Here is a 12,694-nt window from a genome sequence, read left to right as displayed (position 1 = left end):
CTGTCTACACTTTAGGAAACAGAACAGAGCGAGGATGAGCTATGATCTTTCCGGCCATGCCAGTCAATGAAATCGAGCGGCTGAAGTCGCTATATATGATGGATTTGCTTGATAAAAAGGATGATGAGCGCTTTGACCGGTTAACCCGTACGGCGAAGACCACCTTTGACGTACCGATCGCGGTCATCAGCCTGCTCGATCGCGATCGCCAGTGGTTGCTGTCGCGCAGCGGTGTCGATACTCACGAAACACCGCGCAATCTCTCCTTTTGCGCTCATGCCATCCTCGAAGAGGGGACTTTTATTGTGAAAGATACCCTCGCCGATCCGCGTTTTGCCGATAACCCGTTTGTCGTTGGTGAGCCCTGGGTGCGCTTTTACGCTGGCTGCCCGGTGCGCCTGCCAGACGGTGCGATAGCCGGGACAATTTGTATTATCGACACCTATCCGCGCCCGTTTTCCAGTGCGGAAATCAACACCCTGCTCGACTTCGCCGCCATCGTGGAAGATGAGTTTTTGATTCTCAGCATGGCGATGACCGACAGCCTGACCGGGATGCCAAACAATCGCGGTTTTTACCGCACCGGTGAGAAGCGCTTCGCGTGGCTAAAAGAGCATAAAAAACCCTTCAGCCTGCTCTATTTCAGCATTGATAATCTGAAAGCCATTAATGAGTTGCTGGGCAGTAAAGAGGGCGATGAGGTGGTAAAAATCTTCGCCAGCAACCTGACGAAATGCCTGAAAGAGCAGGATATTGCCGCGCGTCTCGGCGGCGGGGAGTTTGCGGTGCTGCTGGGAAATCTCGCCGTGAATGACGTGGATGCGTTTTTATTCGATCTGCAATCGCGGATGGACGCCATCGATCATCTGTCCGGTAAGAATTACCACATCAATTATTCGCACGGCATTATCGAAAACGGCGGCAGTCGATACGCCACGCTGCGCGACATGCTGGAAGATTGCGACAAAGTGATGTACGCGGAAAAACGTCGTCGTTAAATGACTGCGCCGGGCAACCGGCGCACCATTTATAGATTGTCGAAACCGCCATTACCTTCCCAGCCCGCCAGCCGCTGGTAGATACATTCCACCGCAGCTTTTACCGGCGGCGTCATCGGATAGTAAAACCCGACAATATCCGGCTGAATGCCGAGAAAAATCACCTCACCGATATCCTCTTTCAACTGATCAATCAGGTAGTTGAGCGGCATATTGTGGGTGGTCATCAGGAACATTTCGGCAATGTCATCCGGGTCCACTACGCGGATATCGCCGGGGTTGAGCCCCATATCGGTCGCATCGACAATCAGCAGCCGTGAGGGTTTCAGTTCACGAATCGCCACCACATCGTTTTCCGGCGCGCTGCCACCGTCAATCACCTGCCAGTTACCCTGCGGGTTTTCGGCGCACATTTGCGCCAGCAACGGGCCAGCGCCATCGTCGCCCATCATACTGTTGCCCACACACAGCAATACGTCAGTCACGTAATCTCCTCACCATTAAATAGATGGCGCTTTCCTGATGGATATCATGCAGCATCGACAACAGCGCTTTGCTCCAGGCGAGTTGCTGCGCATTTTGCCGCACCTGCGCCCGATCAAACGCGTTTGCCAGCAGCATCACGTGCGTGCTGTCGATAACAATTTCGCCGTAGCGCGGTACGCCTTCCATTTTGCGCCGCGCTTCACTGCCCACCTCCAGCGTGGCGATCCACGCCAGGTAATCCTCCCACGGGCAGGAGAGCGCCGTTTCCAGGCAGTCGATCACCCCCAAATGGTGGCCGATAGCCAGGCTGTAATAAACCACTTGCTGCGCCTGTGCGGGCGTCGCGTCGTTCTCGTCGATAAATTTACGCCGCAACTGGCTAAAGACCACCGATTCGCCCATCAGATTTTCGCCTCCTGCACCACCTGGTTCAGATGGCTGACAATCTCGGTCAGGCGCGGATCGTTCTCCTGCGCCAGCCAGTTAACCACTTCATGTTCGCCGACACTGCGCAAACGCAGATAGTCATCGGCAATCTGGCGGCCGTAGCGGTAACCCGCCAGCCGACGCGCGGTGCGATCGACTTTCACGCGCAGCGGCTGCACCATCGCCGGGTGCAAAATCTCGGCCGGCTGGTCGTCCTGCTCACCAGGCAAACGAGCATGGATTTTCTGCTCCAGCAAGCCCAGCGCCATGGCGAAACCATACAACGTGGCCGCGGGCGTTGGCGGGCAGCCGGGAATATAGACATCCACCGGCACAATTTTGTCGGTGCCGCCCCACACGCAGTACAGGTCGTGGAAGATACCACCGCTATTGCCGCACGCGCCGTAGGAGATACAGATTTTGGGATCCGGCGCAGATTGCCAGGCACGCAGCGCAGGCGATCGCATCGCGCGGGTTACCGCCCCGGTAAACAGCAGAATATCGGCATGACGCGGTGACGGAACCACTTTGATACCAAAGCGTTCAGCGTCGAACAGCGGCGAAAGCGTGGCAAAAATCTCGATTTCGCAGCCGTTGCAACCGCCGCAATCCACCCGGTAGACATAGGCGGATCGTTTGATCTTATTCAGCAGCGAGGCTTTCATGCTGGCGATGGACTCCTCCACCGTCATCGGTACCGGAATACCGTCCGCATCGCGCGGACCTAACAGCTGGCTCATTAGCTGGCCTCTCTCATATGGCGGGTCAATTCAATGCGATCGGACGGCACCAAACACTTCTGGCGCTTACACTCCGGGCAGGTTTCAAAACTTTCACGATGCAGCTCTGCCCGGCTATCACCGTTATGTGCCAGCAGCGCAATGGCGTAGTCGATCTCTTTTTGCACTGCGAATGGCCGGGCGCATTCGCGGCACTGGCACAGTTCAAAGCGCGACTGTTGCAGGAAATCAGCTTTGTTCCATACCGCCAGTTCATACTCCTGCGAAAGTTTGATAGCGGCCGTCGGGCACACTTCTTCGCAACGGGCGCAGAAGATGCAGCGCCCCAGATTGAATTGCCATGCCAGCTCGCCGGTGGCGAGATCGGTTTCTACCGACAGCGCATTCGACGGACAGGCGTTGACGCAGGCGGCACAGCCAATGCACTGCTGCGGGTTGTGCTGCGGCTTGCCACGAAAGTTTTTGTCGACCGGCATCGGCGTCAGCGGGTAATTGCTGGTTGCCGTACCGGTTTTGATCACTTTTTTGATAAAGGTAAACATCGCTACCGTTCTCCCCTCATGATTTCAACGGCGAGTTCTTACGCTCAACCCCGTAACGCTCCAGCTCTTTATAAGCCACGACCTTGCTTTTCTTCTTGCGCACATCCACCACCGTCATGCGGTCGGTGCAGGAGTAGCAGGGGTCGAGGCTGCCGATGATCAGCGGGGCGTCGGAAACCGTGTTACCGCGCAGCATATAGCGCAGCGTCGGCCAGTTGGCGTACGTCGCCGCACGGCAGCGCCAGCGGTAAAGTTTCTGGTTATCGCCGGTCATGCTCCAGTGGATATCGTCCCCGCGCGGCGCTTCAGAGAAACCGAGCGCGAAACGGTGCGGAATATAGGTAAAACCTTCCACCATCAGCGGGCCGCCAGGCAGGTTGTCGAGACCGTAATCGATCATATTGAGCGCGGTCAGCACTTCATTAATGCGCACTTTCAGGCGTGAAATCACATCGCAGCCTTGTTCAGTGTGCACGGTCATCGGCAACAGGCCGTAACCAACAAACGGGTGGTCGGCGCGAGTATCGCGGGCGTGTCCGCTGGCGCGCACCATCGGACCAACGTTACTGAAATCGCGGGCGATTTGCGGGTCGAGGCGACCAATGCCCACGGTGCGCTGCTCAATGTTTGGCGTGCTCATCAGCATTTCCACCAGCTCGGTGACATCGCGGCGCATCTGCTGCGCTAGCTGGCGAGTCTGGATCATGTCGTCTTTCAACATGTCGCGGCGGATACCGCCAATCAGGTTCAGGCCGTAGGTTTTACGCGCCCCGGTGAGGATTTCCGCCATCTTCATGGAGGCTTCGCGCACGCGGAAAAACTGCATAAACCCGGAGTCAAAACCGACAAAGTGGCAGGCCAGGCCAAGGTTGAGTAAGTTGGAGTGCAGGCGTTCCACTTCGAGCAAAATGGCGCGGATCATCTGCGCGCGTTCCGGCACGACAATGCCCATCGCGTTTTCTACCGACGTGGTATAGGCCGTGCTGTGGGCAAAGCCGCAGATGCCGCAGACGCGATCGGAAAGGAACGTGACTTCGTTGTAGCCCATGCGGGTTTCCGCCAGCTTCTCCATGCCGCGATGGACGTAAAACATGCGGTAGTCGGCATCGACAATATTCTCGCCGTCAACAAACAGGCGGAAGTGGCCTGGTTCGTCGGAAGTCACATGCAGCGGGCCAATCGGCACCACATTGTTTTTCTTATCGCCCAGCTCATTAATAAACTCGTAGGTTTCCGCATCGGTGGTCGGCGCGGGACGCTGACGATAGTCCATGCTGTCTTTACGCAGCGGGTAGAGTTCATCCGGCCAGTCATCCGGCAGCACAAGGCGGCGCTCATCCGGCAGGCCCACCGGGATCAAGCCGTACATGTCGCGCACTTCGCGCTCGCCCCACACCGCTGCTGGTACGCGCGGCGTTACGGAAGGATATTCCGGTTTCAGCGCATCCACTTCCACGCGCACCGTGATCCAGCATTTCACGCCCTGCTCCATCGACAGCACGTAATAAACAGCAAAATGGCCGTTCAGCTTACGTTCATCGTTACCAAACAGGACGGAAAGCCAGCCACCCTGCTGGTAGTAAAGGTACTCGACGACTTCCGGCAGGTAGTTCACCTTGATGGTGATGGTAATCTGGTCTTTGGTCTGCCACGCTTCATCCAGCACCACGCCGGGAAATTTCTCGTGCAGGGCGGCAAGATAGTGTTGACCGATTTTTTCTTCAGACATGCTCAAACTCTCTTAATACGTCGCCAGCAAGGAGACGAAGGCTAAAAAGGCGACGCCGAAACCGGCCCAGGTCACGCGTGACGTAGCGACAAAACGCAAACGCGCCATGCTGTTCTCAAACAGGGCGATAATCAGCACGCCAGCGACCAGTTTCACCACAGCAATCACCAGCGCCAGCAGCAAACCGGTGGCGCTAAAGGTGGTCATTTGCCCCCAGGGCAGAAACACGCCAACAAACAGTTGCAGCACCACCAGTTGTTTTAAGCTGATGCCCCACTTCATCACGGCAAAACCGCTGCCGCTGTACTCAGACAGCGGCCCTTCCTGCAACTCCTGCTCCGCTTCCGCGAGATCAAACGGCAGTTTGCCCATCTCGATAAAGGTGGCGAAAGCACAGGCGCACAGCGCCAGGAACAGAGGAATGCTGCGAGAGAGCGGCCAGTGATAGACGGTATTGGTGATGTAGCTAATGTGTGTCGAGCCAGCGACCAGCGCCGCCACCCACAGGCCAAGCAGTAAAATCGGCTCGACCAGCACGCCGAGCATCGCTTCACGGCTCGCGCCTAGCCCGGTAAACGGGCTGCCGGTATCAAGCCCGGCGATGGCAAAGAAAAAGCGGGCAATGGCGAACAGATAAATCAGCGTGATCAGATCGCCCAGTTCCGGCAGCGGCGAGGCAATCGTCACCACCGGTAACGCGGTCGCGACGGTCAACATGACGCCCACCATCACAAACGGTGTCAGGCGAAATACCCAGCCCGACGCCGCCGGAGCAATACTTTGCCGGCCCAGCAGTTTCAGCAGATCGCGGTATTCCTGCAGCACGCCCGGCCCGCGCCGGTTGTGCAAACGCGCACGCGCCACACGGCTGATGCCGGAAAGCAGCGGCGCTGCGGCAAACAACACCAGCGCCTGGAGTAAAGCAAACAGAAAACTCATCATCAGGCTCCTCGTGAAATCACCACTACCACCAGCACCGCCAGCTCAATCAGCGCCAGCCGACGAAACAGCACCGGCGCGCTATCACCGTGCCAGCCGGGAACAGGAAGCCGGGGCTCCAGCCATTTCCGCAGTTTCAGCACCGGGGCAAAGGCCGCTTTCACCGGCATGGCGAAACCATGCGCGGTAATCACCATTGATCCTTCGTGATCGTAACCACACACCCAGGCGCTGCCGCGACGGCGGGCAGGCAGGCGATCGCCTTTAAACAGCATAATCAGCAGTAACGGCAGCAGCGGCGTGGCAATCAGCAACAGCGCGATCATCGGCTGCGACACCACGGTGTTCGCCGTTTGCAGCGGTAACGGTACGGCGGCAAACAGGCGCGGCATCAGCCACGGCGCGGCAACACCGCCAATGACGCAGCAAATGGCCAGCGCGGCGACCACACTAGTCATTAACCAGGGAATAGAACGTGGGTTTTCCGCCTGAGCGCTTCGCGGCGAGCCAAGAAATGTGACGCCATAGACTTTCGCCATGCACATCACCGCCAGCGCACCGGTAATTGCCAGGCCAACCGCCAGCAGTGGCCCCAGCAGTTGCAGCAGAAAATGGCCGCTGGTGCTTAAACCAAAGAAGGATTGATAAATCACCCACTCACCGGCAAAACCGTTGAGCGGTGGCAGCGCCGCCATCGCCATCAGCCCGACCAGCATTGCCAGCGAGATAACCGGCATCTTTTTACCGATGCCGCCCAGTTTTTCGATATCGCGATAACCGGTGCCAAACCACAGCGTACCCGCACCGAGGAACAGCGTGCTTTTAAACAGGCTGTGGTTGAAAAGGTGATACAGGCCGCCGGTCAGCCCCAGCGCCAGCAAAACAGGTTGTTGCAGCGCAAGGCCGGTGACGCCAGCGCCCAGACCGAGCAGAATGATGCCGATGTTCTCCAGCGTGTGGTATGCCAACAGGCGCTGGATATTATGCTCCATCAGTGCATACAGCCCGCCGACAAAAGCGGTAATTATGCCAAACACCAGCAGCGCAACGCCCCACCACAGCGGCGGTTGGCCGCCGAGCAGTGAAAGGCTCAGAATGCCGAACAAACCGATTTTCATCACTACCGTGGAAAACAGCGCCGCCGCCGGGGCAGGTGCAGTGGCATGCGCCTGCGGCACCCAGGCATGCAGCGGAATAATCCCGGCTAGCAGGCCAAAACCGATCACGCCGAGCAGCCAGATGTCACTGCCGAGCGCATGTGTACCGAGCAGTGCAAAATCCAGCGTCTGATAACGCTGCCACAGCAACCAGCAGGCCAGCGCCAGCAGCACCGTACCGCAGCGGCCCATAACAAACCACAGCTTGCCGGATTTGCTACAGCCGGTCAGGAATACCGCACTCAGCGCCATAATTTCCGCCATGATCACCAACGCGCCGAAGTTTGCCGCGCTCACCGCGCACAGCGCGGCGACCAGCAGTAAGTTCATCAGCAGACCGTTGGCTTTCACCGCTTCATGACGATGCCAGTAAATGGAGTACAGGCTAACAAAACCGCCGCAAACACCGAGCGTTATCAACCATACGGCGCTCAGCGGAGTGATCAGAATGTGGTACTGAATCAGCGGTATCATGCCGCTCACCGTCACGGCGTCGGTTAATGCCATCACGCCGCAGGCTGCCGCCATTGCACAGCCGATAGCGCCGCCAAGCCCGGCAAACAGACCGCTTAACGCTTTGAACGGCATAAACAGATAGGCCAACATGGCGGCGCAGGTGAGCACCGCGACAGCAGCGCTTAACAAAGAGAGGATAGTCATTTCGCGCTCCGGTTTAGCTGCGTATACAGCGATAAATCGCCGTAATCCGTGTTGAGGGTTTGCTCGCGTTTGCGACGGCTGGCTCTGGCGATGTCCCGGTTATTGACCAGATGCAGTGCTTTGGTCGGGCACATCCGCACGCAGGCCGGGCCTTCTGCATCGAAGTGGCAGAGATCGCACTTCACCGCAATGGCCCGCACACCGGGCACCCAATCCAGCAACGTGCTGACACGCGCGGGTGCAGGCGGCGCGGCGGGTGCTTTGGGCGAGTTAACATTGGCGGGAATATCCAGCGGGCGGCTGCCGGAAAACTCAATCGCGCCGAAAGGACATGCAATCGCGCACAGCTTGCAGCTGACGCACAGGCTTTCATTTAACTGCACCGCGCCTTCAACACGGTTGATCGCTTTTACCGGACAAACGCCCACACAGGGCGCGTCTTCACAGTGGTGGCACTGCTGCGGCGCGGACTCTTTTTCGCTGCGCATCACGCGCAGCCGGGGCATCGCCTGCAGGCCATGCGCACGGTGCGTTTCGGCGCAGGCAGCCTCGCAGGTATGGCACCCAATACATAACGCCGAATCGGCAATTACAAAACGGTTCACCAGCAAATCCTCAGGTGATTCACCCTGGTTACGGGCGGTCATTTATGACGAAACGTGTCGCGCCATGTGTCACTTCGACACATGTCGACACCCAAACTCAGGCCAGCGCAGGCGCGTGCGCGTGGCTGGCAAGCGTGGTGAGATTGACCGGCGTATCCGCTTCCATTGCGGCGTACAGGTTGTCGTAAACGGCGGCGATTTTGCCGAGATAATGCTCCAGCACTTTTTCGCGATCGCGCACGCTGAACGCGCCATCGACCTTGCCATCGCTGGAGAGCTGCGCTGTGGCAATCACGCGTCGCTCATCGCTCTCTTTATTGGCAATCGCATATTCAATGGTGTGACCGTTAAAGCCGCCGGTCAGGGTGATATAAACCGTGAAGTGTTCGAACAGCACAAAGCAGAGTTGCTGTTCCGGCGCACAGCCGATGGCGTGATGCAACCGCGCTTTGGAGAGCGTAACGCCCTGAACTAACGCGTTACAGTAGCTACGCCACTCTTCCTGCAGGCGGTGATGCCGCCCGGCAATGTAATCTGCCTTTTCGCTAATTTCCCAAATGGTCATGTCTGCTTACCCGGTTAATGAAAAACAACGGCGGTAAAGCATCATCCATGCCAAAATTTAATTTATTGATTTTTAAGAAAATAAAAACAAAACCTTCCCACTTTCGACGTGTCATCTCGACATTGTCGACATCGTCACTGTGTCATAACGCGGAATGGCACTCTTATTGCATTAAGGGCGCAAAGTCATCAGGAGGCGTTATGCACGAAATCACCCTCTGCCAGCGTGCGCTGGAAATTATCGAACAACAGGCGTCAGCAAACGGCGCGCGTCGGGTCACCGGCGTGTGGCTGAAAGTCGGCGCATTTTCTTGTGTAGAAACGGAAGCTTTAACGTTTTGTTTTGATCTGGTTTGCCGTGGCAGCCTGGCGGAAGGTTGTACACTGCACATCGAACAACAACAGGCGGAATGCTGGTGCGAGTCCTGCCAACAGTATGTGACGTTACTTACCCAGCGAGTGCGCCGCTGCCCGCAGTGCCACAGCGACCGGTTGCAGATTGTCGCCGATGACGGCATGCAAATTCAGCGACTGGAAATTGAGGAGTAAACAATGTGTACAACATGTGGTTGTCAGGACGGTAACCTTTATATTGAGGGGGATGAACATAATCCGCACTCGGCGTTTCGCGGTGCGCCGTTCTCCCCTGCTGCGCGCCCGGCGATGAAAATCACCGGTATCAAAACCGACGATTTTCGTCCCACGCAACTGGCACACGGCGACCTGCATTATGGCCACGGTGAAGCCGGTACCCACGCTCCCGGCATGAGCCAGCGCCGGATGGTGGAAGTGGAGATTGACGTACTGGAGAAAAATAACCAAATCGCCGCCCGTAACCGCGCCCGCTTCGCCGCTTCGCAGCAACTGGTGCTTAACCTGGTCTCCAGCCCCGGCTCTGGCAAAACCACCCTGCTTACCGAAACCCTTAAGCGCCTGAAAACGCGCGTCCCTTGTGCAGTGATTGAAGGCGATCAGCAAACGGTTAACGATGCCGCACGCATTCGCGCCACCGGCACCCCGGCGATTCAGGTCAACACCGGTAAAGGCTGCCATCTTGACGCGCAGATGATTGCCGACGCCGCACCGCGCCTGGCGCTGGAAAATCGCGGCATTCTGTTTATCGAAAACGTCGGCAACCTGGTGTGCCCGGCGGGTTTCGACCTTGGCGAGCGTCATAAAGTAGCGGTGTTGTCGGTAACAGAAGGCGAAGACAAGCCGCTGAAATATCCGCATATGTTCGCCGCCGCCTCGTTAATGCTGCTCAATAAAGTGGATTTGCTGCCCTACCTCGATTTTAATGTCGAGCAGTGCATCGCTTATGCCCGTGAAGTGAACCCAACCATTGAAATCATGTTGATTTCCGCCACCAAAGGCGACGGGATGGACGCCTGGCTTGACTGGCTGGAGACACAACGATGTGTATAGGCGTACCGGGGCAAATTTGCGCCATTGATGGCCTGCAAGCCAAAGTGGATGTCAGCGGCATTCAGCGCGATGTCGATTTAACGCTGGTCGGCAGCACGGACGAAAACGGACAGTCGCGCCTCGGCCAGTGGGTGCTGGTGCATGTTGGTTTCGCCATGAGCGTGATTAACGAAGAAGAGGCGCTGGATACGCTGGCGGCGCTGCAAAACATGTTCGATGTCGAACCCGATGTCGGCGCGCTGCTTTACGGCGAGGAGAAATAATGCGTTTTGTCGACGAATACCGCGCCCCGGAACAGGTGATGCAACTGATTGATCACCTGCGTGAACGGGCTGCGCACCTCTCTTACACCGCCGCGCGCCCGCTGCGCATTATGGAGGTGTGCGGCGGACACACGCACGCTATTTTCAAGTTTGGCCTCGACCAGTTACTGCCGGAAAACATTGAGTTTATTCATGGCCCCGGTTGCCCGGTCTGCGTATTACCGATGGGGCGGATTGATACCTGCGTGGAGATCGCCCAGCACCCGGAGGTGATTTTCTGCACCTTTGGCGACGCCATTCGCGTGCCGGGGAAAAACGGCTCGCTGCTGCAGGCAAAAGCGCGCGGCGCGGATGTGCGGATTGTCTATTCGCCAATGGATGCGCTGGCGCTGGCGGAAAAAAATCCGCAGCGCAAAGTGGTGTTCTTCGGTCTGGGGTTCGAAACCACCATGCCCGCCACCGCCATTACCTTGCAGCAGGCAAAAGCCCGTAACCTCGATAACTTCTGGTTTTTCTGCCAGCACATCACGTTGATTCCAACGTTGCGTAGCTTACTGGAGCAGCCGGACAACGGCATCGACGCGTTTCTCGCACCGGGCCATGTCAGCATGGTGATCGGCACTGACGCCTACACCTTTATCGCCGATACGTATCAGCGCCCGCTGGTGGTCGCCGGTTTTGAACCGCTCGATCTGTTGCAGGGCGTGGTGATGCTGGTTGAGCAGAAAATCGCCGCCCACAGCAAGGTGGAAAACCAGTATCGCCGCGTAGTGCCGGACGAAGGCAACCGGCTGGCGCAGGCCGCCATCGCCGACGTATTTACCGTGCGCGGCAACAGCGAATGGCGCGGCCTGGGCATGATTGGCGAATCCGGCGTGCATCTGACGCCTGCGTATCAACGCTTTGACGCCGAAGCGCATTTTCGCCCGACGGTACAGCAAGTGTATGACGATCCGCGCGCCCGCTGCGGTGACGTGCTGACTGGCCGCTGTAAGCCGCACCAGTGCCCGCTGTTCGGTAACACCTGTAACCCTCAAAGCGCGTTTGGCGCACTGATGGTTTCATCAGAAGGTGCCTGCGCGGCCTGGTATCAATACCGTGCTCAGGAGTGTGAAGCATGAATGAAGTGCAGATGGCGCACGGCAGCGGCGGCCAGGCTATGCAGCAACTCATCAGCCAGCTTTTTCTCGAAGCGTTCAACAATCCCTGGCTCGCAGAGCAGGAAGATCAGGCGCGTATCAATCTGGCCGAGCTTACGGCAGGCGGCGATCGGCTGGCGTTTTCCACCGATAGCTACGTTATCGATCCGCTGTTCTTTCCCGGCGGCAATATCGGCAAGCTGGCGGTATGCGGCACGGCAAACGACATTGCCGTGAGCGGCGCAACACCACGCTTTCTCTCCTGCGGCTTTATCCTTGAAGAGGGATTGCCAATAGCCACACTGAAAACGCTTGTCGAGAGCATGGCCGATACCGCCCGCAGCGCCGGTATCGCGATTGTCACCGGCGATACCAAAGTGGTGCAGCGCGGCGCAGCCGATAAGGTGTTTATCAATACCGCCGGCATTGGCGCGATCCCGGCCTCTATTCACTGGGCAGCAGCATCGCTGCAACCCGGCGATGTGCTGCTGGCAAGCGGCACCCTGGGCGATCACGGCGCAACCATCCTTAACCTGCGTGAAGGCTTAGGGCTGGATGGCGAGCTGACCAGCGATTGCGCGGTGCTGACGCCGTTGATTAGCCAACTGCGCGAGCTTCCCGGCGTAAAAGCCCTGCGCGACGCCACGCGCGGCGGCGTTAACGCGGTGGTACATGAGTTTGCTGCCGCCTGCGGTTACGGCATTGAGTTAAATGAACGAGATTTACCGGTAAAACCGGCGGTACGTGGGGTTTGTGAACTGCTGGGGCTGGATGCACTGAATTTTGCCAACGAAGGCAAACTGGTGATTGCCGTTCAGCGCGAAGCCGCAGAGCAGGCGCTGGCACAATTACGCGCTCACCCGTTAGGGCGCGACGCCGCCATAATTGGCGAAGTGGTCGACCGCAAAGGTGTACGCCTGACAGGCCTTTATGGAGTGAAGCGCCTGCTGGATTTACCTCATGCCGAGCCCTTACCGCGGATTTGTTAACTTTTTATTTTTATTACTTTTTTCACACCTTC

Annotated in this window: 15 protein-coding genes; 6 read left to right on the top strand and 9 right to left on the bottom strand. The window is 57.6% G+C overall.

The genetic code is table 11. From position 1 onward, the window contains the following. The first annotated feature begins 41 nt into the window (after nucleotides 1-41). On the top strand, nucleotides 42-998 hold the full coding sequence (locus C813_RS27990; RefSeq protein WP_017459278.1) for a sensor domain-containing diguanylate cyclase: 957 nt from the start codon (nucleotides 42-44) through the stop codon (nucleotides 996-998). Between the two features lie 29 nt (nucleotides 999-1,027). Here C813_RS27990 and hycI read toward each other — a convergent pair whose 3' ends face one another. The 9 genes from hycI to hycA all read right to left on the bottom strand — a co-directional run bounded on the left by hycI (nucleotide 1,028) and on the right by hycA (nucleotide 8,847). Further along, a complete protein-coding gene (gene hycI, locus C813_RS27985) occupies nucleotides 1,028-1,483 on the bottom strand; it encodes a hydrogenase maturation peptidase HycI (protein WP_017459277.1) in 456 nt (151 codons plus the stop codon). Then, a complete protein-coding gene (locus C813_RS27980; RefSeq protein ID WP_017459276.1) occupies nucleotides 1,476-1,886 on the bottom strand; it encodes a formate hydrogenlyase maturation HycH family protein in 411 nt (136 codons plus the stop codon). The genes hycI and C813_RS27980 overlap by 8 nt, the downstream gene beginning before the upstream one ends. Further along, nucleotides 1,886-2,650 (bottom strand): NADH-quinone oxidoreductase subunit B family protein, encoded by a 765-nt coding sequence (locus tag C813_RS27975; RefSeq protein WP_017459275.1) that lies wholly within the window; start codon nucleotides 2,648-2,650, stop codon nucleotides 1,886-1,888. The genes C813_RS27980 and C813_RS27975 overlap by 1 nt, the downstream gene beginning before the upstream one ends. Next, complete coding sequence (locus tag C813_RS27970; RefSeq protein ID WP_017459274.1) at nucleotides 2,650-3,192, bottom strand: formate hydrogenlyase complex iron-sulfur subunit; 543 nt, start codon at nucleotides 3,190-3,192, stop codon at nucleotides 2,650-2,652. Before C813_RS27970 ends, C813_RS27975 begins: the two co-directional genes overlap by 1 nt. Nucleotides 3,193-3,208: 16 nt before the next feature. After that, nucleotides 3,209-4,921: a formate hydrogenlyase subunit HycE gene (gene hycE, locus C813_RS27965; protein WP_017459273.1), complete on the bottom strand. Its 1,713-nt coding sequence runs from the start codon at nucleotides 4,919-4,921 to the stop codon at nucleotides 3,209-3,211. Nucleotides 4,922-4,933: 12 nt separating this feature from the next. Beyond that, nucleotides 4,934-5,860 carry a respiratory chain complex I subunit 1 family protein gene (locus tag C813_RS27960; RefSeq protein WP_025263867.1) on the bottom strand — a complete coding sequence of 309 codons (927 nt, stop codon included), beginning with the start codon at nucleotides 5,858-5,860 and terminating at the stop codon, nucleotides 4,934-4,936. 2 nt (nucleotides 5,861-5,862) lie between these two features. Beyond that, nucleotides 5,863-7,677, bottom strand: a complete 1,815-nt coding sequence (gene hycC / locus C813_RS27955; protein ID WP_017459271.1) for a formate hydrogenlyase subunit 3 — start codon at nucleotides 7,675-7,677, stop codon at nucleotides 5,863-5,865. After that, nucleotides 7,674-8,282, bottom strand: coding sequence for a 4Fe-4S dicluster domain-containing protein (locus tag C813_RS27950; protein WP_025263866.1), 609 nt, complete (start codon nucleotides 8,280-8,282; stop codon nucleotides 7,674-7,676). Before C813_RS27950 ends, hycC begins: the two co-directional genes overlap by 4 nt. Nucleotides 8,283-8,379: 97 nt before the next feature. Further along, the gene (gene hycA, locus C813_RS27945) at nucleotides 8,380-8,847 is read right to left on the bottom strand and encodes a formate hydrogenlyase regulator HycA (protein ID WP_017459269.1); all 468 of its coding nucleotides are present in this window, start codon (nucleotides 8,845-8,847) and stop codon (nucleotides 8,380-8,382) included. A gap of 200 nt (nucleotides 8,848-9,047) precedes the next feature. On the opposite strand from hycA, the gene hypA reads away from it, so the two are divergent. The 5 genes from hypA to hypE are packed head-to-tail and all read left to right on the top strand — an operon-like array spanning nucleotide 9,048 to nucleotide 12,662. Beyond that, nucleotides 9,048-9,395 carry a hydrogenase maturation nickel metallochaperone HypA gene (gene hypA / locus C813_RS27940; protein WP_017459268.1) on the top strand — a complete coding sequence of 116 codons (348 nt, stop codon included), beginning with the start codon at nucleotides 9,048-9,050 and terminating at the stop codon, nucleotides 9,393-9,395. A 3-nt stretch (nucleotides 9,396-9,398) separates the two neighbouring features. After that, nucleotides 9,399-10,271, top strand: coding sequence for a hydrogenase nickel incorporation protein HypB (gene hypB / locus C813_RS27935; protein ID WP_017459267.1), 873 nt, complete (start codon nucleotides 9,399-9,401; stop codon nucleotides 10,269-10,271). Further along, entirely contained in the window at nucleotides 10,262-10,534 is a 273-nt protein-coding gene (locus C813_RS27930; RefSeq protein WP_017459266.1) for a HypC/HybG/HupF family hydrogenase formation chaperone, read from the top strand. Before hypB ends, C813_RS27930 begins: the two co-directional genes overlap by 10 nt. After that, nucleotides 10,534-11,655, top strand: a complete 1,122-nt coding sequence (gene hypD / locus C813_RS27925) for a hydrogenase formation protein HypD (protein ID WP_017459265.1) — start codon at nucleotides 10,534-10,536, stop codon at nucleotides 11,653-11,655. The genes C813_RS27930 and hypD overlap by 1 nt, the downstream gene beginning before the upstream one ends. Further along, nucleotides 11,652-12,662, top strand: coding sequence for a hydrogenase expression/formation protein HypE (hypE, locus tag C813_RS27920; protein ID WP_017459264.1), 1,011 nt, complete (start codon nucleotides 11,652-11,654; stop codon nucleotides 12,660-12,662). The genes hypD and hypE overlap by 4 nt, the downstream gene beginning before the upstream one ends. The last annotated feature ends 32 nt before the right edge of the window (nucleotides 12,663-12,694 follow it).

Source organism: Kosakonia sacchari SP1 (assembly GCF_000300455.3).
In the GTDB taxonomy this organism is placed as follows: domain Bacteria; phylum Pseudomonadota; class Gammaproteobacteria; order Enterobacterales; family Enterobacteriaceae; genus Kosakonia; species Kosakonia sacchari.
This window is presented reverse-complemented; position numbering and strand designations above follow the sequence as displayed.

Bases quoted from the DNA above. Each gene is read 5' to 3' on its own strand.
- C813_RS27990 (WP_017459278.1), top strand. From the start codon at position 42: ATGATCTTTCCGGCCATGCCAGTCAATGAAATCGAGCGGCTGAAGTCG.
- C813_RS27970 (WP_017459274.1), bottom strand. From the start codon at position 3,192: ATGTTTACCTTTATCAAAAAAGTGATCAAAACCGGTACGGCAACCAGC.
- C813_RS27980 (WP_017459276.1), bottom strand. From the start codon at position 1,886: ATGGGCGAATCGGTGGTCTTTAGCCAGTTGCGGCGTAAATTTATCGAC.
- C813_RS27975 (WP_017459275.1), bottom strand. From the start codon at position 2,650: ATGAGCCAGCTGTTAGGTCCGCGCGATGCGGACGGTATTCCGGTACCG.
- hycA (WP_017459269.1), bottom strand. From the start codon at position 8,847: ATGACCATTTGGGAAATTAGCGAAAAGGCAGATTACATTGCCGGGCGG.
- hypD (WP_017459265.1), top strand. From the start codon at position 10,534: ATGCGTTTTGTCGACGAATACCGCGCCCCGGAACAGGTGATGCAACTG.
- hycC (WP_017459271.1), bottom strand. From the start codon at position 7,677: ATGACTATCCTCTCTTTGTTAAGCGCTGCTGTCGCGGTGCTCACCTGC.
- hypE (WP_017459264.1), top strand. From the start codon at position 11,652: ATGAATGAAGTGCAGATGGCGCACGGCAGCGGCGGCCAGGCTATGCAG.
- hycE (WP_017459273.1), bottom strand. From the start codon at position 4,921: ATGTCTGAAGAAAAAATCGGTCAACACTATCTTGCCGCCCTGCACGAG.
- hypB (WP_017459267.1), top strand. From the start codon at position 9,399: ATGTGTACAACATGTGGTTGTCAGGACGGTAACCTTTATATTGAGGGG.
- hypA (WP_017459268.1), top strand. From the start codon at position 9,048: ATGCACGAAATCACCCTCTGCCAGCGTGCGCTGGAAATTATCGAACAA.
- C813_RS27930 (WP_017459266.1), top strand. From the start codon at position 10,262: ATGTGTATAGGCGTACCGGGGCAAATTTGCGCCATTGATGGCCTGCAA.
- C813_RS27960 (WP_025263867.1), bottom strand. From the start codon at position 5,860: ATGAGTTTTCTGTTTGCTTTACTCCAGGCGCTGGTGTTGTTTGCCGCA.